The sequence below is a fragment of the Arthrobacter sp. 10T425 genome (assembly GCF_056393985.1).
Genome location: NZ_JBFTGZ010000007.1, coordinates 215,427 through 239,693 on the forward strand (window position 1 = coordinate 215,427; position 24,267 = coordinate 239,693).

Genomic DNA, 24,267 nt, shown 5'->3' on the forward strand with positions numbered 1-24,267 from the left:
CGCTCGAAGAACAACAAGAGCTTAGAAGGAGAAACCAATGCGGGAGTCACTGACACCCGGCGTGTGGGGCGTCGTCGCCACACCGTTCCAGGGCAGCACCCTGGATGTCGACACGGACAGCCTGGCCGGGCTCGTGAGCTACTACGAGTCGATCGGCGCCACGGGACTCACGGTCCTGGGCGTGTTCGGCGAGGCCGCGGCCCTGACGGCGGCCGAGCGCAGCCTGGTCCTGGAAGTGGTCATGGAGGAAACGCGCCTGCCCCTCGTGGTGGGAGTGACTTCCCTCTTCACCGGCACGGCCGTCGATGAAATCCGTTCCATCCAGGCCGCCACCGGGGACCGGCTGTCGGCAGTCATGGTCCAGGCCAACTCCGCCACCCCCGGTGTGGTCATCGCGCACCTGAACGCCATCCACCACTCCACCGGCGCCAACGTGGTGCTGCAGGACTACCCGCTGGCCAGCGGCGTCCACATCAGCACCGAGGCGCTCATTTCCGTGGTGCAGGCCTGCGGCTTCGTCACCGCGGTCAAGGCCGAGGCCCCGCCCACGTCCGTGGCGATCGGGCACCTCACCGCAGCCCTCGACGTCTCTGTCTTCGGCGGCCTCGGCGGCCAGGGGCTGCTGGACGAGCTCATGGCCGGCGCCGCGGGGGCGATGACCGGTTTCTCCTACCCGGAAGCGCTCATCGCCTGCGTGCAGGCCTGGCAGAAAGACGGCTACGAGGCCGCCCGCGATGCCCTGCTGCCCTACCTGCCGCTGATCAACTTCGAGCAGCAGGCGAAAATCGCGCTGGCGATCCGCAAGGAATGCCTGCACCAGCGCGGACTCATTGCCGACGCCGGCGTCCGGGCACCGGCCGCGGTGTTCCCGGAGGTTCTCCGGACCGGGCTGCGCACGCACCTGGCCGAGGCCGCCGAGGCCCTCGGCCAGAACCCGGCCGCCGTGCTGACCACGGCGGGGAGGAACTGATGGATTTCGGAATCAGCGGAAAGACCGCCTTTGTGGCCGCCTCGACCGGCGGCCTGGGCCTCGCCATCGCCCGGGCCCTCGCCGCCGAAGGCGTCCGGGTGGCCATCACCGGCCGGCGCGAAGTCCGCGCCAAGGAGATCGTGGCCGAACTGACGGACGCCTACGGACCGGGCGCCGTCGCCATCGAAGCGGACCTCAGCACCGCCGAAGGCGTGGCCGCAGCCGTCGAACAGACAGTCGCGGAACTCGGGCCCATCGACATCCTGGTCCTCAACGGTCCCGGGCCGAAGCCCGGCGCGGCCGCCACGCTCGGCGCGGACGACATCGCCGCGGCGTTCGAACAACTCGTCAAACCGCACCACGCCCTGGTCTCGCACATCCTGCCGGGCATGCGGGAACGGCGCTGGGGCCGGATCCTGGCCGTCGGGTCGAGCGGCGTCGTGGCACCGCTGCCGAACCTGGCCGTGTCCAACACCGGCCGCGCGGCGCTGGCCGGCTACCTCAAGACCCTCGCCGCCGAGGTGGCGCTGGACGCCGTCACGGTCAACATGCTCCTTCCCGGACGCATCGCCACGGACCGGGTCGCGGAACTGGACCAGGCCGCCGCCAAACGGCGCGGCACCACGCCCGAGGAAATCCAGCTCGAATCCCGCAAGACCATCCCCGCCCGCCGCTACGGCGAACCCGAGGAATTCGGCGCCGCCGCGGCGTTCCTCTGCAGCGCCCCGGCCTCCTACATCACCGGCGTGGCACTGCGCTGCGACGGCGGCCTGATCCGCGGGCTCTAGCCACAGGCGCTGAACGCTCAGCACACACCCTGCTCCGACTCTCACGAAGGAACACCATGACTTCCACCGACACAGACACCTCAACCGCAACAGCCCGGGACCTTCTCACCGCCCGGCACCTGATCAACGGCGAATGGCTCGGCGGGGCGGACACCGAGCGGATGAACCCGGCCCGCCCGGGCGAACTCGCCGCCCTCTCCCCCAGCGGCACCGCAGCCGACGTCGACGCCGCCATCACCGCCGCCGCCGCCGCGCAGCCAGCCTGGGCAGCACTGCCCGCCCCGTCGCGCGGCGCGATCCTGATGGCCGCCGGCAACCTGCTCCTGGAGCGCCAGACCGCCATCGCCGAGGACCTCGTCCGTGAAGAGGGCAAGACCCTCGCCGAGGCCAAGGGCGAGGTCAAGCGCGCCTCCGACGTGCTGCGTTTCTTCGGTTCCCTCGGCTGGGCCGCCACCGGCGAGGTGCTGCCCAGCGGCCTGCCGGACACCACCATCACCACCCGCCGCGAGGCTCTCGGCGTCGTCGGGCTCATCACGCCGTGGAACTTCCCCATCGCCATCCCGGCCTGGAAGTCCGCCCCTGCATTGATCAGCGGCAACGCCGTGGTCATCAAGCCGGCCGAGCTCACCCCGCTCTCCGCCACGCACCTGGCCCGCGCCCTGCAGGACGCCGGGCTGCCCGCCGGCGTGTTCAACGTGGTCCACGGCAAGGGCCGCGTGGTGGGCGACGCCCTGGCCCGCGATCCCCGCATCGCCGGGTTGTCCTTCACCGGCTCCACCAACGTCGGGCTCGGGCTGCAGGAGATCCTCAACGCCCGCCGCGCCCGGGTCCAGCTGGAAATGGGCGGCAAGAACGGCGTGCTGGTCCTGGACGACGCCGATCCCCGCAAGGCTGCCCAGGTGGTGGCGGCCGGCGCGTTCGGCCTCACCGGCCAGGCCTGCACCGCCACGTCCCGCGTCTACGTGACGCCCGGCATCCGCGAGGAATTCCTGGCGGCCCTCACCGAGGAAGCCGCGCAGTACACCGCCGGCGACGGCCTCGAGGCCGCAAGGATGGGCGCCGTGGTGAGCAGCCAGCAGTTCGAACAGAACCAGGCCGCGGTGCGCACCGCCGTCGAACGCGGCGCCACGCTGCTGCACGGCGAGTACGACGGCGGCACGGACGCCGGGTTCCTCTTCCCGGCCGCCATCCTCACGGACCTGCCCTTCGACGACGCCGCCGTGACCGAAGAGATCTTCGGACCCGTCGTGGCCGTCCTCGAGGTCCCGGACTACGAGGCCGGGCTCGCCGCGATCAACGACTCCCGCTACGGCCTGACCGCCGGGATCTGCACCGACTCCCTGGCGTTCTCCACGGACTTCGCCGCCCGCGCCCAGGCCGGCGTCATCAAGGTCAACCGTCCGACGGCGGGCCTGGACCTGAACGTGCCGTTCGGCGGCGTCAAGGACTCCTCCACCAACACGTTCCGCGAGCAGGGGAAGTCCGCACTGGACTTCTTCACGTGGGGCAAGACCGTCTACACGGGTGTGTAGCCAGCCATGACGTACGTGATCGCCCAGCCCTGTGTGGATGTCAAGGACAAGGCCTGCATCGACGAATGCCCGGTGGACTGCATCTATGAGGGTGAACGCTCGCTCTATATCCACCCGTCCGAATGCGTGGACTGCGGCGCCTGCGATCCCGTCTGCCCGGTCGAGGCGATCTACTACTCGGACGATGTCCCGGACGGGTGGGCCGACTACGTGCGCGCCAACGTGGAGTTCTTCGAGGAACTGGGGTCGCCGCAGGGCGCCTCAGCCCTCGGAAACCTGCACCGCGACCACCCGGTGGTGGCGCGTGCGCCTCTAGGCGCACGCGCCGTCGGCTGAGCCCGTGACTGAACTGGCTGATGACCGGGGACAACCGTTCCCTACCCCTCCCTTTTCTCCCGTTGGAACGCCCTCACTGCTTCGCTCACTGTTGGGTAGAAATGTTCGGGAGAGAAGCGGGCGCCCATGCCGTACTGCAACAATCTGTCTTTGACCGGGTCTTTGAGCTCGGCGAACACCAGGTCCACGCCGTGCCGGTCCAGCCATTCGTCAAGCTGCACCAACTCGTCCAGTGCAGTCGTGTCGATTCCCGTCACTGGTTCTGCCGCCAGCACCACGCGTTCTATGCCGTCCCCCGCCTGGTCCAGTTCGTTGCGCACGAAGGACCCCAACAAGGCGCCGTTGCCGAAGAACAGCGGTGCGTCGAAGCGCAGGATCAACAGGCCGGGGATGCGTTCCCCTTCCGGATGACGGCTCACGTCGTGGTACCCCGGAACCCCGGGCACGTCCACCAGTTCAGCACGGTAGGGGTCCCAGGCCTGCCGTAGGAAGTCCAGAATTGCCAAGCCGATGGCAACGGCGATGCCCGGGAGGACGCCCAGTATGGTCACCCCCAGGAAGGCCGCGAGCATCACCAACGATTCACTGCGGCTCATGCCGATGAGCCGTCGCACACCGGCCGGGTCGGCTATTGCGGCGGCTGCGGCGATGACAATGGCTGCAAGGGTTGTGGCCGGCAGGAACTCGGTGACGCCAGGCGCCACAAGCATGAAGCCGAGCACCAGGACGGCGCCTACGGCCCCCGTGAGCTGGGATTTCGCCCCGGACTCGACTGCCACCGGCGTGCGGGACGTGCTGGCCGACACCGGGAAGCCACCGAGCAGCCCGGTGGCAGCGTTCGCCGCGCCCAAGGCTGCCATTTCGTGGTTGCCGGATACCCTGCCGTCCTCTGCGGCCGCCAGGGATTGTGCCAGGGTTCCGGTATCAACGAAGACGATGAGGGCGATCGCGGCGGCGGCGGGCAACAGTGTCAGAACGTCGGCCCAGCCAATTCCGCCCAGGGCCGGTGCAGGGAGCCCCTGCGGGAGGGCACCAGTGACCTTCAAACGCTCTTGGAGTCCCAGCACGGCCACGGCGATGCAGGACACAACCACCGCAATGAGCACGCCCGGAACCTTCCATTTCAGCCGGCGGGGAACCCAGATGAGCGCCAGCGAGACCAAGCCGAGCAGTAGTGCCGTCAAATTGGTCTCGCCGGCAAGCACCTTCGGCACGGCGGCGATGAGTTTTTCCCAGGGTGTACCGCCTTCCACGGAGATCCCCAGGAGGGTGGGAAGCTGGGACACGGCCACCAGCAAGGCGATGCCGTTGAGATAGCCGAGCCGGATGGGCTTCGACAGCAGTCCACTGACGATTCCCAACCTCAGCACTGAGCCGAGCAGCAAGATGCCGCCAATCAGTATGGCGAGGAGACCGGCCAGGGCCACGGATTTCTGCTCGTTATCCGCGGCCAAGGGAATCAAGGCTGCCACGATCATCGGAGCGAGCGCGGAATCCGGGCCCAGCACCAGCACACGCGATGGCCCGACTGCCGCGTAGACAAGCAGGGGAACTACCGTGGCGTACAGGCCGGTCACCGGTGGAAGGCCGGCGGCCTGGGCGTACGCCATGCCAGCTGGGACCAAGATCGCGAAGAGCGCGGCGCCCGCCACCAAGTCGTGGCGCAGCCACTCGATCCTGTAGCCACGCAGGGCCGGCGGGACCGCCCAGAATGCAGTCCTTCCGGATCGGCGCATCTTCTGATCATGTCCCATCACGCCGCTGCTCGCCATCCATCATCGGGCGACCCCAGCCTTGCGCAGATAACTGTGAGCTGCCGGTTTGACGCTGGTGAAAACTGACCCGGATGGGCCGCCAATCAGCTCGATCGCATGGCCGCGATTCACGGGCTAATCGGGCCGATCCGGGTGTCAGTCTTTTTTCAGTTTCTCGGCGAGCATCACGAGGATTCCGCTGGGACCTCGGAGGTAGGTGAGTTTGTAGACGTCACCGTAGGTCGCCACACCGCGTAGCGGACGGCATCCGTGCTTCGCAGCTACCTCAAGGGCCTCGTCGATGTCGTCAACCGAGAAGGCCACGCGGTGCATGCCGATGTCGTTGGGACGGGTTGGGTTCGACTCGATCGCTTTAGGGTGGATGTACTCGAAGAGCTCAAGTCGACCATGACCGTCCGGGGTCTGGAGCATCGCAATCTTGGCATGGTTGCCATCAAGTCCGACGGCAGTGTCGGTCCACTCGCCGCTGACGGTATCACGGCCGACGACGGTGAGACCGAGGTCGGTGAAAAAGGCGATTGTTGCTTCGAGGTCACGAACCGCAATACCGACGTTTTCAAGTTTGATGGCCATGCGTTGAAGCTACCAAGACGGACCGACTAGCTCCAGTGCCGGGCCGGATTATGGTCAGAGTGTCTTCGTAGTGAAGAGAGAATCGCCATGGATTTCGTCAGGTTCTACTTGCCCGGTTTCGACAAATCCGAGTTTGGCCAGCACACGGCGTGACGCGGTGTTCCAGTCACGGACTGTAGCCCACAGGCGTCGGTAGCCCGACGCCTGCGCCCGCTGGAGGACGGTCCACGAGGCCTCGGTCGCAAACCCCTGGCGCCAGACTTCGCGGAGGAACTCGAACGCGAGTTCTGGCTCTCCAACCCGTCCGTGCTCGTTGGGAATCAGCCCGCAGTAGCCGATGACCTGCCCCGAACTCTTTTGCTCTGCGGCCAGCAACCCAGGGAAGGGGTGTCGGCTATCACGACGGATCCGGTCCTCGATATCTTCCAGCGTGGGGTGACCATCGGGACTGATGCGACGATGCGGAGGGACGCGAGGATCGCGCTCGGTCCACAGCTCGCGCAGGACGGCGGCATCAGACACCCGCCATGGCCGCAGCAGCAGCCGATCCGTTTCGAAGACGACCTCGATCCGAGGTACTCGCGCGTGGTCCACAGCGATAATTATGGATGATCGAAGGCTTTGAGCCCGCTGCGCCGGTTGCCCGCGATCTCGGAATGTCGCAAGCAACGTCGAATCCATACCCGTGACTTATGGCTCTGGTCGACTGATGTCTGCCTGAGGACCATCACAAGCATTAGGACTGTGCCTGGCTGGGGGCGTTTTCCTGCCCTGACTGCACTCCCGACCTGCAAGAAGGACCCTCATGCCGATGGTCTGGATCCGCGAAAAATCCCGCCGGTTCACGGCCGCAATCCTCGCCGTCGTGCTTACAGCCGCCCTCGGCGGCTGCGTCCCCGGGCCGAAACCGCCGGCGCCGGCGCCGCCCGATTCCGGCTACCGGGCCGTGCTCGAACAGTTCGGCAGGAGATTGCTCGACGAGGGCGCCCCGGCCGTCCTCATCCAGGTCCGCGTGGGCGGGGACGAGTGGTCCGCGGCCTACGGGGTCCGAAACCTGAACAGCCCGTCCCGGGCCGAGATAACGGACCCGGTGCACATCGGCGGGGTCACCAAGTCCATGGTGGCCGTCTGCGTGCTCAAACTGGCCGAGGAGGGCCGGCTGGAACTGGACGCGCCGGTCAGCACCTACCTGCCGGAGTTCAACAAGGTGATGCACCCGCCGGGACCGGTCACGGTCCGCCAGCTGCTGCAGCACCGCTCCGGCATGCCGTCGGTGGACGGGCCGTTGTTCGATCCGGCCACAGTGCGCGAAGCCCTGACCACCAAGGTGAGCCTGGCGGATCTGCTGGCCATGGCGGGGCGGATCTCCTGGCAGGCGAAGCTGGCCCAGGGATTTGAGTACTCCAACTCGAATTACATTGCCCTGGCGCTGATCGTCGAGCGCCTCAGCGGCCGGCGGATCGGCGAGGTGATCAGCACCGACATCATCGAGCCGCTGGGTTTGAGCCAGACCTTGATGACGGCGGCCGGGCCGGCGCCGTCGTCCATGGTCCACGGCTACATCGCGCTGGACCGCAAACAACTGGACGTCACCTATCCGGCCGCCCAGATCGACAACGCCGCGGGCGGCATGGTGTCCTCCGTGGCGGACGTGAATACGTTCTACCGCGCGCTGCTGCAGAACAAGCTGCTCAAGCCGGCGACGATCACGCAAATGGAGAGCCCGCTCTACGCCAGGTACGGACTCGGCGTGGTCCGCTGGAACGATCTGTGCACCAACGACTTCTACTACGGCCATCCCGGCGACGTGCCCGGCTACGGCACCATCACCATGACCAGCGCGGACGGAACCCGGCAGCTCACCATGGCCGTGGCCTACCCGCCGGAACCGCTCCCACGCGGGGACACCCACATTCTGCACCAAATGGAGTCCATCGCGGAGGACACCCTCAACGCCACGTGCATGACCGGGCCGACCGGGCCGCTCAACAATGCCGCAGGCAGTCCGGGCACTGCGACAATGGGCAGATGACAGCAATCATCCTCGTCTGGGACCCCGACGAATGGAACGATTGGACCTACCCGGCCGTGCTGGAAGAGGTCGCCGAAACCGGCCGGCACCTGGCCAGCTGGGACGTCGGGACCTCTCTCGACAGCGGAGCCGGCAACGCGGCCGGAACGGACGCGTGGCTGGTGCTCCAGGGCCGCCACGGACGCGGCCTGATCGGCCACGGCATCATCGTCGCGGAACGGCCGGCTCCCCGCGTCCAGGCACCGGACTCCGCGAGCGCCGCTCGGACCGGCGTACCGGCCGGCGCGCAGGCCGACGCACAGCCCGGCGCACAGGCCCCGTCCCCGCTCTACGTCCAGGTGGACTTCGACGCCCTCCTGCCCGCCGGCGACCAGATCCCGACCGGGGTCCTCGCCGAGGCCGTGCCCGGCATCGACTGGGAAGCCCTTCATGGTCCCGCGCTGGCCGTCGACCCCGCCGTCGAGCCCCTGCTCCGCGGCCTCTGGGGTGAGTTTGGCCCGGTGCCGGCTGACCCCACGCAGCCCGTGCCCGGCACCGTCCCGGCGGCGGCGGTCACCCGGGTCGAAGTAAACAAGTACGAACACAGTCCGGACGCCCGACGGGTCTGCGTCGCCCACCACGGGACCAGCTGCGCCGCGTGCGGATTCTCGTTTGAAATCGCCTACGGCGAGATCGGCAAAGACTTCATCCCGGTCCACCACCTGGTCCCGGTGTCACAGCTGGGCAGCGGGTATGAACTGGACCCCATCACAGACCTCGTCCCGCTCTGCGCCAACTGCCACGCCATGGCGCACCACGGGGTACGGACCCCGCGCAGCGTCGCGGAGCTGCGCCGGATCATGGCCGCCGCCGGGTTCCTGACCGGACAGTCCGTGACCCCGGAGCAGCTCCAGGCCCAGCAGGACGCCCGGCGGATCCTGGAACAGCACTAACAGCCCTAACAGCAGGGGCAGCAGCAGCCGGCTCAGGCGGACCACACCTCGCGGAACTTGCCGCTCCGGTCCGGCCGGGGCGGCTCATCGCTAAAGCGGACGTCGACGCCGGCGGCGCCCTGGGCCGCGAAGAACGCACCCAGGCGCTCCCCCACCGCCGTCCGCACGGCCGTCGTCGCGGCATCCGGCCAGAGCTCGAGCCGCACGGTGAGCGAGCGCGGCCCGGTGCGGATCGCCTGGAACCGGCGGACGCCGGCGGCCTCCTCGATCACCGTGCCCAGCGCCAACGGCAGCACGGTGACCACTTTCCCGTCCGACCCTGCACCGTCCGCCACTGCCCCGTCCGGCACTGCACCGTCCAACCCTGGACCGTCCAACCTTGTGCCGTCCAACGTTGCCTTGTCGGCGGCAGCGAAGCTCAGCACGTCGCCGCTGCGGCCCTCGACCCGCAGCGTGGGAAACGGGCTGCCGCAGGCGCACGGGCCGGCAGCCAGCTGCACCCGGTCGCCAAGGTTGTACCGGATGAGTGGCTGGACCCGGTTGGCCAGGTTGGTGACCAGCACCGTGTGGGAGAGTTCGCCCGGCGGGACGGGCCGGAAGGCGTCGTCCACTGGTTCCACGATGTTCCAGTCCGCGTTGACGTGCAGCAGCCCCTGCCGGCAGCGGCTGGTCAGGGCGAGCGCCTCCGAGGCAAGGTATCGCTCAGTGACCCGGCAGCCGAGGGCCGCCTCGATCTCGGCCGCTGCGTGGGCTGCCAGGCTCTCTCCGGACGCGACCGCCAGGAGCGGATGAATCCGTAGCCGTCCCGCCTTCTGTTCGGCGGCCAATTGCACCATGGCGCTCGGATACCCGTAAAGCACTGTCGGCTGGAAGTCGTTGAGGTCCGCCACGAGGTCCCGGAGCGGCCCGAGCACGGAGAATACGCGCACCCGGCGGGCGATGCGGGGGCTGCGCCGCCGCGCGGATTCGGTCAGCACGACGCCGGCAAAGTGGTCCCCGTCCGCAATCAGCGCCGCGGCCCGCAGTCCCCGGTGCAGGAAAGCCCGCGCCTCCTTGGCCGCCATCAGGGTCCGCCGTTCGCGGATCGGGCCCAGGAGACTGGCCACCAGCTGCGAGGTCCGGTCATGGACCAGGACCGCGGGTTCACCGGTGGACCCCGACGTCGTCACCACGAGGTACTGTCCGCGGTAGAGGCCGCCGATCCGCGACTGGTCATCGAGCAGGTCTTGCTTCAGCCCGGCGAGCGTGATGTGGGGATCCGTCACCCAGTCATCGAAGTTCTCCACGAGCTCGCGCTTGCCCACCGGGGGCAGCTCCCCTAAATACCTGCCCAGATCCTTAGCCCGGTCCATGGCTGAGTCCGGGACCACGTCCGGGACGTCCCGGTACAGCCTGCGGAAGAAGGGCGAAGAGGACCGTGCGCACTCAACCAGCGCAGCGAGCCGGTCGCGCTGCCGGCGGTCGATCTCATCCTGGCTTGCCCGACCGGCCCGCCAGATGTCCCACGCGATCCCGGCCGTCCGTGTCATCCCGAGAGGAGAGCCGCGCATCACCCATCACCCGTTCACGGGTCCGGTACCCCTGGCGTCTGCCCTTCCCGTTCGTCCCTGAAGGCACGCTCATCCGCCCTTCAAAGCCCGCACCCTCTTCCACGCTGGCACGGCGGTGGAGGCTCCCAACAGGGGCTTTAGGCACCGGCGGGACCTGGGCGTATGCCCGGACATCGTCGAATTGCTGGACTCCCGGCCGGAAGCACCACAGACTGTGTACAACAGCTGGCTGGGCGGCGTGGGAATTCCTGCCTCCAGGCCGGCCGGGGACTACCAGCAGCATCGTTTGGGGCTTTGCTTAATTTCTTTTCCACCGCCGTGAAAGGACCTGGTTATGCCGGACTTGTCATTTTTGTATCCGCTCATTTCGATCATCCTGGGGGCGGTCGCCGTCGTCGGCGTCATCTGGGTGGCAACAAAACTGATGTGGAAGGTGGCGGAACCGAACGAGGCCCTCATTATCTCCGGCCTGACGCGCGGCACGCTGGAAACCCGTGAGGGGATGGACTTCAAGATCGTCACGGGCAAGGGGGCCCTGGTGCTGCCGGGCCTGCAGACGGTGCGGCCGCTGTCCCTGACGCTGAACGAAACCGAACTCAAGGTCTCCTGCGTCACCTCCCAGGGCATCCAGGTGATTGTCGACGGCGTGGTCATCTACAAGATCGGCGATGCCCCGCCGTTCATTGCCAACGCCGCGCGCCGGTTCCTGGGCCAGCAGCCCAAGATGGAAAGCCAGGTGTACAACGTCTTCGAAGGCCACCTGCGTTCGATCATCGGCAGCATGACGGTCGAGGAAATCATCCGCGAGCGCGACAAGCTGGCCTCCCAGGTCCGCAGCGCCAGCGGCGTGGAAATGGAGAAGCTGGGCCTCGTCGTCGACTCGCTGCAGATCAAGGACCTCCAGGACCCCACGGGCTACATCCAGAACATCGCCAAACCGCACATCGCCATGGTCAAGATGGAGGCCCGCATCGCGGAGGCCACCCGGAACCGCGAGGCGGCGGAAAAGGAAGCGGAGGCCGAGGCCTTGATTGCCGATGCCCGGAGCTTGTCCGCCATCCGGCAGTCCGAGGCGCAGGCCAATGCCGAGCGCGCCAAGGCGAACGCGGCCCAGGCCGGGCCACTGGCCGACGCCACGGCGCGCCAGCAGGTGGTGGTCCAGGAAACCGAGGTGGCCAAGCTCGAGGCCGACCGGGAGGAACAAAAACTGCAGACCACCGTCCGCAAGCCCGCCGACGCGAGGGCCTACGCCAAGCGCACCGACGCGGAAGGCCAGAAATCCGCGGACATCAGCGCTGCCGAGGCGCTGGCCCGGCGCACCGAGCTCGAGGCCCAGGCCAACGCCCGGCGGACCGAGGTGCAGGCCCAGGCGAACGCGACGGCGGCAGCAGCCGCGGCCGGGGCCACCAAGGTCACCGGTGAGGCCGAGGCCGCCGCCACGAAGGCCCGCGGCGATGCCGCCGCCTCCGCCATCAAAGCCAAGGCACTGGCAGAGGCAGATGGCATCAAGGCCCGCGCCGAAGCACTGGGCACCAACCAGGACGCCGTCATCTCCCAGCAGCTCGCCGAGAACATGCCGGCGATCGTGGCGGCGGCGGCCGAGCCGTTCGCGCACGTCGGCCAGATGACCGTTCTCAACGGCGGCGAAGGGGTCAACCGGATGATCGGCGGGATTTTGGCACAGGTGGGCGACTACCTCCCGGCGCTCTCCACGGCCCTCAAAAACACCCGGGATGGCGGCAAACGGCCGGCGAAGGCGCCTGAGGCGTAGGGGCGGGAATGCGCGCGGAGAGCCGGAGGACCTGATGTACTGGGATTCTGATGTACTGGGGTTCTGATGCATAAGGATGTTGACCGGAGCCTGACCGGAAAGATCGGCCGCGTCACCGGACGGATCGGCCCGGGCACCATCGGCGAGGTCATGCTGCCGGTCCGCGGCGGAACCAGTGCGTTCCACGCGCACCCCTTCGATAAGACCAGCGTTTTCGCCGTGGGCGAGCAGGTCCTGGTCATCTATTTTGAACCGCCGCAGACGGTGTTTGTGGACGAACTTCCGGATGTCCTCAAGGCCGATTGACCCTCTGGACGGTAGGAGGCGACGGGCGTATTCTGAAGTTCCGTAGCCTCTGGAGGTATTTCTGATGGAAGGCAACAAGCGTGCGCGTTGCGGTCCGGTTTCCGGCATCCGTGCCCGCTTCCCGGTCGGCAACTGGCCCGACCCGCTGTAGCTCGACTTTCGTCATGCCATCCGGCACCGCTGCTTCGTAGGGTTTGCGCCGTGGACGCATGGCCGCGATGAACTGCGCCCACGAGAGGGTGCCTGACTAGTTCCCGGCAACCGTCCGCCTATCCGCGCGCCCTGTGGCGGTTCCCTCCTGAGTTCGCCCACCTGTTTACCCACTCTTCCCCTCCCGGCCACGCCTGCTCCCCCGCACCGCAAACCGCCGCCCGCACCGTGGAGGGGTGAGGATCGCAATCGTCGCCGAATCATTCCTGCCGCTCATGAACGGGGTCACCCACTCCATCCTGCGCGTGCTGGAGCATCTGCACGAGCGCGGGGACGAGGTGCTGGTAATCGCACCGTCCACGCAGGACACGGATGTACAGGACGAGGTCTATGGCGCCCACGTCCTCCGGCTCCCCTCGGTCCCGCTGGCCGGCTACGCGAATCTGCGGGTGGCGATGGGCGGTGTGTATCGGGTCAAGCGAATCCTTGCCGACTACGCGCCCGACGTCGTGCACCTCGCGTCCCCGTTCGTGCTCGGCTGGCGGGCAGCGCAGGCCGCCCACCAGCTCGGCATCCCCACGGTCGCCATCTACCAGACCGAGGTCCCCGGCTATGCGGGCCGCTACGGCGTCCCCTTCCTGGAGAACTGGGCCTGGAACCGGGTGGACCAGATCCACCTGCTGGCCTCGCGCACCCTGGTCCCTTCCACGTTCGCGCTCAACCAGCTCCGCGGCCGCGGCATTCCGCGCGTGGACATGTGGCGGCGCGGCGTGGACACGCAGCGGTTCAACCCCGCGAAGCGCGACGCCGGCTGGCGGGCTGCCGTGGCGCCCGGCGGCGAGCGCCTCATCGGCTACGTGGGCCGGCTGGCGGCCGAGAAGCAGGTGGAGGATCTGGCGGTGCTGGCGGATGTTCCCGGGACCCGGCTGGTGATCATCGGCGACGGGCCCCAGCGGGCCGCCCTGGAAGCTGCCCTGCCGCGGGCGGTCTTCACCGGTTTCCTCGGCGGCGACCACCTCGCCCGGGCCGTGGCCTCCTTCGATCTCTTCGTCCATCCCGGCGAGTTCGAGACCTTTTGCCAGACCATCCAGGAGGCCATGGCGTCCGGGGTGCCGGTGGTGGCCACGGGCCGCGGCGGCCCGCTGGACCTCGTGGAGAACTCGCGGACCGGCTGGCTGTACGAGCCCGGCGACCTCGCCGGGTTCCGTGCCCGGGTGATGGACCTGATGGGCGACGACGCCAAGCGCCGAGCGTTCGCCGTGGCCGCGCACGCCTCGGTCCAGGGCCGGACGTGGTCCGTGCTCGGCGCCGAACTCGTTGGCCACTACAGGGCCGTGATCGGCGAGTCCCAGGTGGGCCGCTCCCCCCGCGTTGCCCTATCACTTAGGGCTGCCAAACCGGGGTTTTAAGCACCCTAGGTGATAGCGCAACTGGGCGGTTGGTCCTCCGCCACGGACACGGATTCGGCCCCGCCCACGTGTTGACACCCTCTTGACACCCAAGGGAGGCTTCCGGCGCCTATGATTTCCCGATGGGAGGGTTCTAAATGTCTCGTTGGTGGTCTCAGGTTCGCACGGCGGTAGCCGGGTGACGGCGTCGTCGTACCCGGAGGAAGCCCCCGGCACAGTCCCAACGACAGTCCCCCAGGAAGTATCCGCCGCGGTCCCGGGCTACGGGGACCTGGTGGAATCCAGCCCCGACGCCCTGCTGGTGGTGGCCGAGGACGGGACCATCAGGATGGTCAACACCGCCGCGGAGCGCATGTTCGGGTACGTTCGCGAGGAACTCGTGGGCTCGGACCACCGCATGCTCCTGGCCGAGGGGTTCCGGAACGGCCTCGAGCGGCTGTTCTTCAACCTCCGCCGCGGCGCCCACCCCGACGGCGACGCCGCTGCCGCCGAAACTGACACTGACACTGCTCCCGTGGAGGCTTACGGGGTGCGGCGGGACGGTACGGAGTTCCAGGCCGAGGTGGCCGGATCTATTTTCTTCACCGGTACAGGCGCCCGGGACGGGACTGGTAAAGGGACCGCGAGCATGATCGCCGCGGTCCGGGACACCTCGCACCGGCCGGAGAACGATGACAGCCTCCGCGAGGCCATGTCGCTGCTGAGCGCGACGCTCGAATCCACCGCCGACGGCATCCTGGTGGTCAGCAGCGACGGCGAGATCGCCGGCGTCAACAATCAGTTCGTCACCATGTGGGGCATCCCTCGGGAGATGCTGGCCACCGGGGAGGACGAGGCGGTCATGGCCTTCGTCCTGGACCAGTTGCAGGATCCGGCCCAGTTCGTCGAGAAGGTCGAGGCCCTCTACGCCGACCCCTCGGCGGAAAGCCACGACATCCTGGAATTCCGCGACGGCCGGACTTTTGAACGCTATTCCCGCCCGCAGAAAGTCGCGGACCAGGTGGTCGGACGCGTGTGGAGCTTCCGGGATGTGACCGCGGCCAAGGTGGCCCAGGACCGGATCACCCGGGCCATGGCCGACCTCGCCGCACAGTCCGCGCAGCTGACGGCGCTGGCGTTCCGGGACGGATTGACCGGACTGTCCAACCGCCAACTGTTCAACGACCGCCTCGCAAGCGCGCTGGCGGACCAGCACGGCGGCGCCGTCGACGTCCTGCTCCTGGACCTGGACGACTTCAAGGAAGTCAACGACATCCTGGGCCACCACGCCGGGGACCAGATGCTCATTGAGGTCGGCCGGCGCCTGCGCGCGTGTGTGCGCCCGAGCGACATCGTGGCCCGGCTGGGCGGCGACGAGTTCGTGGTGCTCCTGCTCGACTCGCTGGAGCCCGAGGCGGTCGCCGCCCGGATCGTCGACTCGCTGCGCGTCCCGGTGTGGATCGACGGCACCATGCTGCGGCCCAGCCTCAGCCTGGGGCTCGCCTCGATCGGCGAGGCCGCCGTGGACGCCTCCGAGCTCCTGCGCCGTGCCGACGTCGCGATGTACGCCGCGAAGACTGCCGGGAAGAACCGGTACATGCGCTTCAAGCCGGAGATGATGAAGGCCCTCGTGGACCGCAACGACCTCGAGGCCGGCCTGCGGCGCGCCGTGGACAGCGGACAGATCGCCGTCCACTACCAGCCGATCGTCTCCGCCGGCAGCGGGACCGTGACTAAGGTCGAGGCCCTGGCTCGCTGGGTGCGCGACGGCGCGCTCGTCCCGCCCAAGCATTTCATTCCGGCGGCGGAACGCAGCGGCCTCATTGTCGAGATCGGCACCGAGGTGCTGCTACGCGGCTGCACGGAGCTCAAGCCCTGGCTGGACGAGGACTCCACCCGGTCCCTGGCCGTGAACGTCTCCGGTGTCCAGCTGCAGCACGGGGACTTCGCCGAGCTGGTCATGGCCGTGACGGAATCCTGTGGCGTGGACCCGCGCCAGCTGATCCTGGAGGTCACGGAGAGCGTCTTCTTCGAAGACGACTGCCACGTCATCCAGCAGCTCATGACCCTGCGTGCGGCCGGCGCCCAAGTGGCGCTGGACGACTTCGGCACCGGCTTCTCCTCCCTGGGACGCCTGCAGGGCCTGCCCGTGGACACGCTGAAGATCGACCAGTCGTTTGTGTCCATGATCAACACCGGCACCGAGCGGTTGCCCATCCTGAACGCCATGATCGGGATGGCCCACGGACTGGGGCTGACCGTCACCGCGGAGGGCGTGGAAACGGCCGCCCAGGCCCGCTACCTGATGAGCCTGCACTGCGATTCCCTGCAGGGTTTCCTGTTTTCAGGCCCCCAGCCGGAGGCCACGCTCCAGCCCGCGCTGGACCGGGCGGCCCTGGCCATCGCCGCGCTGCGGGGCGATCGGGTGCCCGGCAACCGGTGACCCGCAAAGTTCCGTGGCCGAGGTGCTGGACACGGGGCCGAAGGACCCTATGATTCAGTGAAACGCATTGCTCCGGGCCCTCGGCCGGGAACATCATCGCTCTATGAACTTCCGTCGCTTGGGGGCCGGTATCGTCGTGGGAACTGGATTTGGTGAAGACCTGCTGGAGCAGGGTCCTGATGCGTTCCTGCTGCTGACCGCGGACGGGACCATCGCCTTCGTGAATTCGGCCGCGGAACGGCTGTTCGGATACCCCCGCGAGGAACTCCTCGGCGTTCAGCACACCATCCTGCTCTCGGAGGAAGCCCACAGCGGCTTCCTGCGGGTCTTCGGCCGGCTGGGACGCAAAAGCCCGGCCGGAAGCCGCCCGTTCGCGGCCGCCGGACTGCACCGCGACGGTTCGGACCTCGCCCTGGAGATCACGTGCTCGCTGGTGAGCGTCGACGGCGGCACGGCCATGGCGGTAGCCCTCCGCGACGCCGAGCACCGCAACGACCCCGATTCCGGCCGCCGGCTGGCCCTCTCCCTCGTGGACGCCACGCTGGAATCGACGTCGGACGGTATCGTCGTGCTCTCCAGCGAAGGCCAAATCACCGGGATCAACGACCAGTTTCTGTTGCTGTGGGGCATGCCGCCGGAACTGATCGCGGCCGAGGACCCCGATGCGCTGGTGCGGTTCATCGCGGACCAGCTGGTGGATTCCGACTCCTTCCTGCAAAAGGTTGCAGCGCTCTACGCGGACAACCTGATGCAGAGCCATGACATCCTCGAGTTCGCCGACGGCCGCACCGTGGAGCTGTACTCGCGCCCGCAGAAGGTGGCGGACGCAATCGTGGGACGGATCTGGAACTTCCGGGACATCACCTCACGCCGGCGCGCCCAGGACCAGGCCCGCCGCGCCATGGACGAACTGGCCGAGCAGGCGGGCAAGCTCAAGGAACTCGCGTTTCAGGACCCGCTCACCGGGCTGGCCAACCGGATGCTCTTCAACGAACGGGCCGCCGCGGCACTGCTGACCCCGGAACCGGTACACGTGCTGCTCCTGGACCTGGACGACTTCAAGGAAGTCAACGACGTCCTGGGACATCATGCCGGCGACGAGATGCTGGTCGAGATTTCCCGCCGGCTCCAGAACTGCGTGGGTCCGCACGGCACCGTCGCCCGGCTGGGCGGGGACGAGTTCGTGGTCCTGCTGGTCGGCTGCCGGGACGCCGACACCGTGGCCCAGCGCGTGGTCAGCACCCTGAACGCCCCGGTCTCCATCGAGGGAACCCTCATGCGGCCCGGCCTGAGCCTCGGCGTGGCATCGCGCGACGCCGGCACCGAGACGTCGTCGGAGCTGCTCCGGCAGGCGGACCTGGCCATGTACGCGGCCAAGGAGGCCGGGAAGAACTGCTATGTGCACTTCCGGCCCGAGATGCTGGCCGCGCTGCTGGAGCGCACCCAGCTCACGGCCGGGCTGCGCCGGGCGGTGGAACTGGGGCAGATCACCGTCCACTACCAGCCCGTCATCTCCAGTGACAGGCTCGAGGTGGTGCAGTTCGAGGCCCTGGCCCGCTGGGAGTGGGACGGCGAGCTGATTCCGCCGGACGAGTTCATCGAGACCGCCGAACGCAGCGGCCTGATCCGGGAAATCGGCGCCGAGGTGCTCAGGCGCAGCTGCACCGAGCTCGCCCCGTGGCTCGGGGAGGACCCGTTCCGGAGCGTGGCCGTCAACGTCTCCGGCGTGCAGCTGCAGCACCGGGACTTCGCCGAGCGCGTCCTGGACATTGCGGCGTGGAGCGGCGTGGACCCGCGCCAGCTGGTCCTGGAGGTGACCGAGAGCGTGTTCTTCGACGCCCATTCCCACGTGATCGGCCAGCTCGAGACCCTTCGCGAGGCCGGCATCCGGGTGGCCCTGGACGACTTCGGGACCGGCTATTCCTCGCTGGGCCGCCTGCAGGACCTGCCGGTGGATGTGGTGAAGATCGACAAGTCCTTCGTGTCGATGCTGCAGACCGGCGTCGAAAAGCTGCCCATCCTCACCTCCATGATCCACATGGCCCGGAGCCTGGGGCTGAAGGTCACGGCCGAGGGCATCGAGACACCGGCCCAGGCACGCTATCTCATGGACCACGGCTGCGATGCCCTGCAGGGCTTCCTCTTCTCCCGCCCGGAACCCGGGGCGGCCAGGCACCGCGCGGTCCGGAACTCCGCGGCGGCCATCGCCGACCTCGAGGGCGTGCCGCTGCCCGGGTAGCAGGGGCCGTTCGACACATTTGATTGCGGCATGATGGCCATCCCGTCCGGGGAGCCCGCACCGCATATGATTCAGTCAGCGCAGTGCGCCTGCTCTCCGCAAGGTGCCCGCTATCCGTATTCATCGCCGGGGGGCTGTTAGACATCGTGGAAGCTGGTTTCGCACAACAACTGCTGGAGTACAGCCCGGACGCACTTTTGCTGGTCGCCGAGGACGGAGCCATTTCCTTCCTCAATGCGGCCGCGGAACGGCTCTTCGGCTACCCGCGGGCGCAACTGCTCGGCGCGGACCACAGCATGCTCCTGGCCGAGGCCTCGCGGGAGAAATTTCACGGCGTCCTGGCCGGGCTGGCCAAGTCCGCAAGCCCCGGCTCCCCGCCCCCAGGCTCCCCGTTCGCTGGCTCAGGCCGCCGCGCCGACGGCACGGAACTCCCCGTTGAAATCACCTGCTCGCTGGTCCCCGCCGCGGCCGGAGCAGCCGACGCCGGAACATCCGTGGCCCTCTCCATCCGCGGCGCCGCAGGGCGGAACCCGGGCGCCGGCAGCGCCGGGCGCACCCTCAGCGGCGACTTTGCCCGCCGTCGTACTTCCGGTGCAGCGGGAGCTTCACTTTCCGGAGGTCCAGCGGCTGCCGCTCCTGCGGCGTTTGCCGAGCACGACGACGAACTCAAGGCGGGCTCGCTCCGCGACCCCTTGACGGCGCTGCCCAACGGCCCCCTCTTCAACGAGCGGCTCGCCGCGGCCCTGCGCCGCCCGGATCCGGTGGACATCCTGCTGCTGAACCTCGATGACTTCAAGCACCTCAATGACGTGCTGGGACGCTCCGCGGCCGATGAACTGCTGGTGGAGGTGGCATCCAGGCTGCGCAACTGCGTACGCCCGCATGACACGGTGGCCCGGCTCGGCGGCGACGAGTTCGCGGTGCTGCTCACCGAATGCCTCAACGCGGACGCGGTGGCCAAGCGGATCGCCGAGTCCCTCTACGCCCCCCTGCGCGTGGGCGGCTCCATGGTCCGGCCCGGCGTCAGCATGGGCCTGGCGTCAAAGTCGGGGCAGACGCTGGACGGCGCGGAACTGCTGCGGCAGGCCGACGCCGCCATGACCGCGGCGAAGGCTGCCGGGAAGAACAACTGGATGCGGTTCCGGCCGGAGATGCTGAACACCGCGGCCCACAAGGCCGACGGCGATTCCGGGCTGCGGCGCGCCGTCGAACTGGGCCAGATCTCGGTGCACTACCAGCCCGTGGTCTCTCCCGGCATCGGTTCGGTGGTGCAGTTCGAGGCGTTCGCGCGGTGGGAACGGCACGGGCGGCTGGTGCCGCCGAACCAGTTCCTGCCCGTCGCGGAGCAGAGCGGCCTGATCCGCGAGATCGGCGACGAGGTCCTGCGCCGTGCCTGCGCCGAGATCCGGCCCTGGCTGGCCGGCGATCCTGCCTACAGCGTCGCCGTGAACGTCTCGGGCCTGCAGTTCCAGCACCGGGACTTCGCCGCGGACGTGCTGGCGATTGCCGCGTCCACGGGCGTAGACCCGCGCCAGCTCACGCTTGAGCTGACGGAGAGCGTTTTCTTCGACGCTTCCTCGGACGTGCTGGGCCAGCTGCGGCAGCTGCGCGGCGCCGGCGTCCGGATTGCCATGGACGACTTCGGCACCGGGTATTCCACGCTCGGCCGGCTCCAGGAACTGCCCCTGGACAAGGTCAAGATCGACCGCTCCTTCGTGGCCATGATCAAGACCGGCCAGGAACAGCTCCCGTTCTTCGCCACCATGATCAGCGCAGCGCATGCCCTCGGCCTGAAAGTCACGGCGGAAGGCATCGAGACTCCCGCGCAGGCCAAGTACCTGATGGACCGCGGCTGCGACTCCCTGCAGGGCTACCTGTTCGCCAAGCCGGCCCCTGCCAGCCACTTGGCCGGGACCATGGAGAGCGCCCTGAACGCCCTGGACAAGGTCGACGCCGCGCGGTAGGCGGGCGGGCTGGCTGACGTCAGGCCGGCCGCTGGCCGTCCGGGCGGGTCGCGTTGTCGCCGCCGCCCTCCGCCATTGGACGCAAACGGCCGCTAAGCATCATGGCTTAGCGGCCGTTCGTGGCAATTAGTTGGATGGTCCGGGCCGGCCCCAAGAGTCAGAGTCCCGGGGCCGTAGCCGCTTAAAGCAGTCGGGATCCCCGCCGTTGGCGAGGATCCCGACTGGTCATATCAGCGCTTTTCGCAGGCGATGCCGTCGTTGTCGCGGTCGAGATCGTACTGGCGGAAACCGCCGTCGTTGAGGCTGTACAGGGTGTTGTCGACGCGGAACGTGGTGACCGGCTTTCCGCTGGTCTTGTCGCGGGCGCCCTTCTTGCCGACGCCGTGCGGGTAGACCTTGTTCAGCTCCGTGCAGTTCTTGTACGACTTCGGCGCGGGCGCGGCGGATGCCGGCACGGCCGTAGCGCTCAGGACGACGGCGGATGCCGCCAGGGACGCGATAAGCAATTTCTTCAGGCGCACGTTTGAGAGCACTCCCCCAGGTAGAAGCCCTCGGCCGCGGATCGGCGAGGGGCAGGAAAATGCTAACCCACGAATTCGGCGTTTCCGGTCAGGCTCAGGCGCCGTGATCCGAGCCCTGGTCCAGCTTGTCGAGGTCCTGGGCCACCATCGCCTCGCTGCGCTGCCACAGGGCCTTGGCCAGGCCCGCGTCGTAGGCCTGCCTGTTGGCCTTGGAGAGCGTCCGCTTGGCATAGTAAGCACCGGAGATCCAGTCGTGGCCAGGGGTGGCGTTGGCGAGCCACACAAGGGTGTCCGCGCCCTGGTCAGGGGTCAGCATGAAGCGCTTGAGGAAGGACTTGTAGGCCAGGCGCATGGGGCTCGTGGAGTCGGCCGCGAAGTTGGTGGCCACGCCGCCGGGGTGGAACGCCGCCGTCGAGATTCCCTCGGTGTTGTAGCGGTTGTGGAGTTCGGCGGTGAAGAGGATGTTGGCGAGTTTGGCGTTGCCGTAGGCGCGGTTGGTGGAGTAGCTCTTGGCCGCGTCGAGGTCGTCGATGTCGAACTTGGCGAAGAGCGAATTCGCGACGCTTGAGGTGTTGATGACGGTGGCCTGGCTGGCGGTCAGCACCTCGATCAGCTCGGTGGTGAGCAGGAACGGGGCCAGGTGGTTGACCTGGAAGGTTTTCTCGTGGCCGTCCACGGTGAGCTCACGGGGCCCCATGATGCCGCCGGCGTTGTTCGCCAGGACGTCGATCCGCGGGTACTTTTCCTTCAGCTGCGTGGCCAGGGTCCGCACCTGGGCAAGGTCGGCGAAGTCGCTGACAAAGAAATCGGCGCCGATTTCGTTCGCGATCGCCTCGGTCTTTTGCGCGGAACGCCCGACGACGACCACACGTTCCCCCTGCCGGGCGAAGGTCCGCGCGGCGGACGCGCCGATGCCGTCGCTGGCTCCGGTGATGACGATAGTGCGCTCGGGCATTGAGGTGTCCTTAGAACGATGCGATGGGCTGGTCTTTGGGAATCCAGCCCCGTCGAATTCTAACGAGTGCAACTGGGAGTTCGTTCCGCCGGAGCCGGGAGCTTTCCGAGACTCTGCTGGGAATCCCCCGCAGCGCCTAGATGCGCAGCGGCGACCGGAAACTCAGGGCCGTGCCGGCGTTCTGCAACTTCAGGCTGATGGCCAGCATTTCTTCGGTGGTCCGGAGCAGCGAGTAGTGGCTGTAGTTGCCCTGGATAACGGTACCCGGGACCACGGATGGTGCCACCACGAAATTGGGTACCGGAGTATCTTCGTCAAAGAGCACGAATATCGCCGCGCGTCCCGCCCGGTAGCTTTGGCTGTTTAGGATGACCGGCAGCCATTGCGAGAGCCAGGTGTCGCCCGTCGCGACGCTGCAGTCATGCATGTCATTGCAAACATTCGGCACCACCACGGAGAAATTCGGCAATGTGTTGTTGGCGAGGTCGCCCGCCAGCTGCCCGGCGCTCACGGTGCCCAGGGGCACATTGTTGACCGCGCATGCCGCCCTGTCCCCCGTCCCTTGGTAGTAGATTTCGGGGTTGTGCCGCTCGGCATACAGGCCGGACGCGCTCAGCCGGCAATTCGACGGCATGTCCTCCATATAGCTCTTATAGGACTGGCCGGACGTACGCACCTGCCGAAAGATATTGTCGGCCGTAATGGGCGGCAGGCCGCTCGGGCTCGAATCGGACGTGACGCCCTGCGTGCTGCCGGAGGTCATGGCCAGATAGCTCGGCAACGAGGGCAGTCCCAGGCCGGCGTCAGCCCAGGTGGAAACCGAGGCGCACTGGTTCGCCTTTGTACTCATGTACGGCGCGCTGGCGTTCCCGATGACCTGTGAATAGGTCTTGTTCTCAAAGAGCACCCACATGACGTGGTCGTACTTTGCCGGAGGGGCGGTCGCCGTGCCACACGGGTTGTCGCCGGGGGGCGGAGGCGGCGGCGGTGGCGGCGGAGGAGGTGGCGGCGGCGTCGCGTTCGTGGTGACGGTCAATCGAGGCCGTTGCGTGGTGACGGAAGTTTCCTTGGAACTGTAAATGACGCCGTCAGAGGATGTGTTGCTGATGCGAAACGAATAGGTCCCGTCACCCTTAATCGCGCCGAAGAGATCGAACTCGACATAGGTGTTATCGGCAACAGCGCCGCGCGAAGCCACAATCGGCGTTTCCGCAACGGGCGCGTTGTTGAACGTGATCGTGTTCTCACTCCAGGAGTTGTTGAGGACCCGTCGGACTTGGCCGCCCGAGTTGGATGGATCCGTAGCGAACAGCCGGAGCTTGGCGCCAGTCACGGTACTGCCGGCGGTGCCGGTTACCGTGAGCTTGAGGAAGATCATTTCGACCGGCGAATTATCAGCCTTGAGGCCCGTCGCCGTGCGGAAATTGATAGTGGGACTGTCACGCTTCACGACGGCATCGGCCGTGGTAGAAAAGGTCAAAGTGGCGGCTTCTGCGGGGCCGGCAATAAGGGAAATTGTGGCAGCCACCAGGAAGACAACTGACGCCAGGGAAATCCCTCGGCGCCCCACAAAGGACCGGGCAAACCGATGCCCCTTAGTTGCCTTCTTGCCCAAGGCGAATCCAGGATCTACGCGCATCGCGGGACTCCTATAAGGTCCGGTCGACGCACCCTGCGCCTTAGTGGTCCGTAGGAATCCAAACCCTAGCCGGTCAAATCCGGCCTCTCAATGCGCATGACCAAAATAGCCGGCGGTTTAAAGGTATTCCCAAGGTCTCCATCGATTAAGGACATGCCCAAGGTTTTTCCATGGTTCTTACGCATGGCCAACTGACTCGCAGCAGGGGCCGTTCTGAGCCTCCAAAACGGCCCCTGCTGCCAGTCAGTTGGGGTTATGGGTCGTTAAATGCGGGAGGACCCCCACGTGTGGTGGGGGTCCTCGACCGTTAATGGTGTTCCGGCGGTGACCTACTCTCCCACACCCTCCCGGGTGCAGTACCATCGGCGCTGTGGGTCTTAGCTTCCGGGTTCGGGATGGGACC

General features: G+C 67.6%; 19 protein-coding genes and 1 rRNA gene. 12 read left to right on the forward strand and 8 right to left on the reverse strand.

Going from position 1 to position 24,267, the window contains the following annotated elements; translation table 11 throughout:
* The first annotated feature begins 37 nt into the window (after nucleotides 1–37).
* The 4 genes from AC1DDH_RS10750 to fdxA are packed head-to-tail and all read left to right on the forward strand — an operon-like array spanning nucleotide 38 to nucleotide 3,626.
* On the forward strand, nucleotides 38–970 hold the full coding sequence (locus tag AC1DDH_RS10750) for a dihydrodipicolinate synthase family protein (protein WP_476955408.1): 933 nt from the start codon (nucleotides 38–40) through the stop codon (nucleotides 968–970).
* Nucleotides 970–1,758, forward strand: a complete 789-nt coding sequence (locus tag AC1DDH_RS10755; protein ID WP_223915886.1) for an SDR family oxidoreductase — start codon at nucleotides 970–972, stop codon at nucleotides 1,756–1,758. The genes AC1DDH_RS10750 and AC1DDH_RS10755 overlap by 1 nt, the downstream gene beginning before the upstream one ends.
* 56 nt (nucleotides 1,759–1,814) lie before the next feature.
* A complete protein-coding gene (locus tag AC1DDH_RS10760; RefSeq protein WP_476955409.1) occupies nucleotides 1,815–3,290 on the forward strand; it encodes an aldehyde dehydrogenase family protein in 1,476 nt (491 codons plus the stop codon).
* A 6-nt stretch (nucleotides 3,291–3,296) separates the two neighbouring features.
* A complete protein-coding gene (fdxA, locus tag AC1DDH_RS10765; protein WP_476955410.1) occupies nucleotides 3,297–3,626 on the forward strand; it encodes a ferredoxin in 330 nt (109 codons plus the stop codon).
* Nucleotides 3,627–3,667: 41 nt separating this feature from the next.
* On the opposite strand, the gene AC1DDH_RS10770 is transcribed toward fdxA, so the two are convergent.
* The 3 genes from AC1DDH_RS10770 to AC1DDH_RS10780 form a co-directional block, all read right to left on the reverse strand.
* Nucleotides 3,668–5,362, reverse strand: coding sequence for a SulP family inorganic anion transporter (locus AC1DDH_RS10770; RefSeq protein WP_476955411.1), 1,695 nt, complete (start codon nucleotides 5,360–5,362; stop codon nucleotides 3,668–3,670).
* Between the two features lie 174 nt (nucleotides 5,363–5,536).
* Complete coding sequence (locus AC1DDH_RS10775; RefSeq protein ID WP_230012177.1) at nucleotides 5,537–5,974, reverse strand: VOC family protein; 438 nt, start codon at nucleotides 5,972–5,974, stop codon at nucleotides 5,537–5,539.
* A gap of 54 nt (nucleotides 5,975–6,028) precedes the next feature.
* Complete coding sequence (locus tag AC1DDH_RS10780) at nucleotides 6,029–6,568, reverse strand: GNAT family N-acetyltransferase (RefSeq protein ID WP_476955412.1); 540 nt, start codon at nucleotides 6,566–6,568, stop codon at nucleotides 6,029–6,031.
* Between the two features lie 211 nt (nucleotides 6,569–6,779).
* Here AC1DDH_RS10780 and AC1DDH_RS10785 point away from each other — a divergent pair, with 211 nt between their 5' ends.
* Both AC1DDH_RS10785 and AC1DDH_RS10790 read left to right on the forward strand, forming a co-directional pair.
* Nucleotides 6,780–8,006 carry a serine hydrolase domain-containing protein gene (locus tag AC1DDH_RS10785; protein WP_476955413.1) on the forward strand — a complete coding sequence of 409 codons (1,227 nt, stop codon included), beginning with the start codon at nucleotides 6,780–6,782 and terminating at the stop codon, nucleotides 8,004–8,006.
* Complete coding sequence (locus AC1DDH_RS10790) at nucleotides 8,003–8,938, forward strand: HNH endonuclease (RefSeq protein ID WP_476955414.1); 936 nt, start codon at nucleotides 8,003–8,005, stop codon at nucleotides 8,936–8,938. Before AC1DDH_RS10785 ends, AC1DDH_RS10790 begins: the two co-directional genes overlap by 4 nt.
* 32 nt (nucleotides 8,939–8,970) lie before the next feature.
* Here the strand turns inward: AC1DDH_RS10790 and AC1DDH_RS10795 are convergent, their stop codons facing one another.
* Nucleotides 8,971–10,467, reverse strand: a complete 1,497-nt coding sequence (locus AC1DDH_RS10795; protein ID WP_476955415.1) for a phenylacetate--CoA ligase family protein — start codon at nucleotides 10,465–10,467, stop codon at nucleotides 8,971–8,973.
* Nucleotides 10,468–10,822: 355 nt separating this feature from the next.
* On the opposite strand from AC1DDH_RS10795, the gene AC1DDH_RS10800 reads away from it, so the two are divergent.
* From AC1DDH_RS10800 to AC1DDH_RS10825, 6 genes are all read left to right on the forward strand, one after another.
* Nucleotides 10,823–12,259: a flotillin family protein gene (locus AC1DDH_RS10800; RefSeq protein ID WP_476859199.1), complete on the forward strand. Its 1,437-nt coding sequence runs from the start codon at nucleotides 10,823–10,825 to the stop codon at nucleotides 12,257–12,259.
* A gap of 66 nt (nucleotides 12,260–12,325) precedes the next feature.
* Entirely contained in the window at nucleotides 12,326–12,565 is a 240-nt protein-coding gene (locus AC1DDH_RS10805) for a hypothetical protein (RefSeq protein ID WP_143264731.1), read from the forward strand.
* 386 nt (nucleotides 12,566–12,951) lie between these two features.
* Nucleotides 12,952–14,124, forward strand: a complete 1,173-nt coding sequence (locus tag AC1DDH_RS10810; protein WP_476856636.1) for a glycosyltransferase family 4 protein — start codon at nucleotides 12,952–12,954, stop codon at nucleotides 14,122–14,124.
* Nucleotides 14,125–14,272: 148 nt separating this feature from the next.
* Entirely contained in the window at nucleotides 14,273–16,546 is a 2,274-nt protein-coding gene (locus AC1DDH_RS10815) for a putative bifunctional diguanylate cyclase/phosphodiesterase (RefSeq protein ID WP_476955416.1), read from the forward strand.
* 103 nt (nucleotides 16,547–16,649) lie between these two features.
* The gene (locus AC1DDH_RS10820; protein WP_476955417.1) at nucleotides 16,650–18,785 is read left to right on the forward strand and encodes a putative bifunctional diguanylate cyclase/phosphodiesterase; all 2,136 of its coding nucleotides are present in this window, start codon (nucleotides 16,650–16,652) and stop codon (nucleotides 18,783–18,785) included.
* Between the two features lie 146 nt (nucleotides 18,786–18,931).
* On the forward strand, nucleotides 18,932–20,749 hold the full coding sequence (locus AC1DDH_RS10825; protein WP_476955418.1) for a putative bifunctional diguanylate cyclase/phosphodiesterase: 1,818 nt from the start codon (nucleotides 18,932–18,934) through the stop codon (nucleotides 20,747–20,749).
* A 230-nt stretch (nucleotides 20,750–20,979) separates the two neighbouring features.
* On the opposite strand, the gene AC1DDH_RS10830 is transcribed toward AC1DDH_RS10825, so the two are convergent.
* From AC1DDH_RS10830 to rrf, 4 genes are all read right to left on the reverse strand, one after another.
* Nucleotides 20,980–21,282 carry an excalibur calcium-binding domain-containing protein gene (locus AC1DDH_RS10830; RefSeq protein ID WP_476955419.1) on the reverse strand — a complete coding sequence of 101 codons (303 nt, stop codon included), beginning with the start codon at nucleotides 21,280–21,282 and terminating at the stop codon, nucleotides 20,980–20,982.
* Between the two features lie 82 nt (nucleotides 21,283–21,364).
* Nucleotides 21,365–22,225 (reverse strand): SDR family NAD(P)-dependent oxidoreductase, encoded by an 861-nt coding sequence (locus tag AC1DDH_RS10835; RefSeq protein ID WP_476947267.1) that lies wholly within the window; start codon nucleotides 22,223–22,225, stop codon nucleotides 21,365–21,367.
* Between the two features lie 136 nt (nucleotides 22,226–22,361).
* On the reverse strand, nucleotides 22,362–23,864 hold the full coding sequence (locus AC1DDH_RS10840) for a CBM96 family carbohydrate-binding protein (protein ID WP_476955420.1): 1,503 nt from the start codon (nucleotides 23,862–23,864) through the stop codon (nucleotides 22,362–22,364).
* A gap of 316 nt (nucleotides 23,865–24,180) precedes the next feature.
* Nucleotides 24,181–24,267 (reverse strand): 5S ribosomal RNA (gene rrf / locus AC1DDH_RS10845); the annotation flags it as partial.

What these genes read in the sequence shown, in the direction of transcription:
- AC1DDH_RS10790 (WP_476955414.1), top strand. Translation starts at nt 8,003, where the DNA reads ATGACAGCAATCATCCTCGTCTGGGACCCCGACGAATGGAACGATTGG.
- AC1DDH_RS10820 (WP_476955417.1), top strand. Translation starts at nt 16,650, where the DNA reads ATGAACTTCCGTCGCTTGGGGGCCGGTATCGTCGTGGGAACTGGATTT.
- AC1DDH_RS10800 (WP_476859199.1), top strand. Translation starts at nt 10,823, where the DNA reads ATGCCGGACTTGTCATTTTTGTATCCGCTCATTTCGATCATCCTGGGG.
- AC1DDH_RS10760 (WP_476955409.1), top strand. Translation starts at nt 1,815, where the DNA reads ATGACTTCCACCGACACAGACACCTCAACCGCAACAGCCCGGGACCTT.
- AC1DDH_RS10755 (WP_223915886.1), top strand. Translation starts at nt 970, where the DNA reads ATGGATTTCGGAATCAGCGGAAAGACCGCCTTTGTGGCCGCCTCGACC.
- AC1DDH_RS10785 (WP_476955413.1), top strand. Translation starts at nt 6,780, where the DNA reads ATGCCGATGGTCTGGATCCGCGAAAAATCCCGCCGGTTCACGGCCGCA.
- fdxA (WP_476955410.1), top strand. Translation starts at nt 3,297, where the DNA reads ATGACGTACGTGATCGCCCAGCCCTGTGTGGATGTCAAGGACAAGGCC.
- AC1DDH_RS10750 (WP_476955408.1), top strand. Translation starts at nt 38, where the DNA reads ATGCGGGAGTCACTGACACCCGGCGTGTGGGGCGTCGTCGCCACACCG.
- AC1DDH_RS10840 (WP_476955420.1), bottom strand. Translation starts at nt 23,864, where the DNA reads ATGCGCGTAGATCCTGGATTCGCCTTGGGCAAGAAGGCAACTAAGGGG.
- AC1DDH_RS10835 (WP_476947267.1), bottom strand. Translation starts at nt 22,225, where the DNA reads ATGCCCGAGCGCACTATCGTCATCACCGGAGCCAGCGACGGCATCGGC.
- AC1DDH_RS10775 (WP_230012177.1), bottom strand. Translation starts at nt 5,974, where the DNA reads ATGGCCATCAAACTTGAAAACGTCGGTATTGCGGTTCGTGACCTCGAA.
- AC1DDH_RS10770 (WP_476955411.1), bottom strand. Translation starts at nt 5,362, where the DNA reads ATGCGCCGATCCGGAAGGACTGCATTCTGGGCGGTCCCGCCGGCCCTG.
- AC1DDH_RS10805 (WP_143264731.1), top strand. Translation starts at nt 12,326, where the DNA reads ATGCATAAGGATGTTGACCGGAGCCTGACCGGAAAGATCGGCCGCGTC.
- AC1DDH_RS10795 (WP_476955415.1), bottom strand. Translation starts at nt 10,467, where the DNA reads ATGACACGGACGGCCGGGATCGCGTGGGACATCTGGCGGGCCGGTCGG.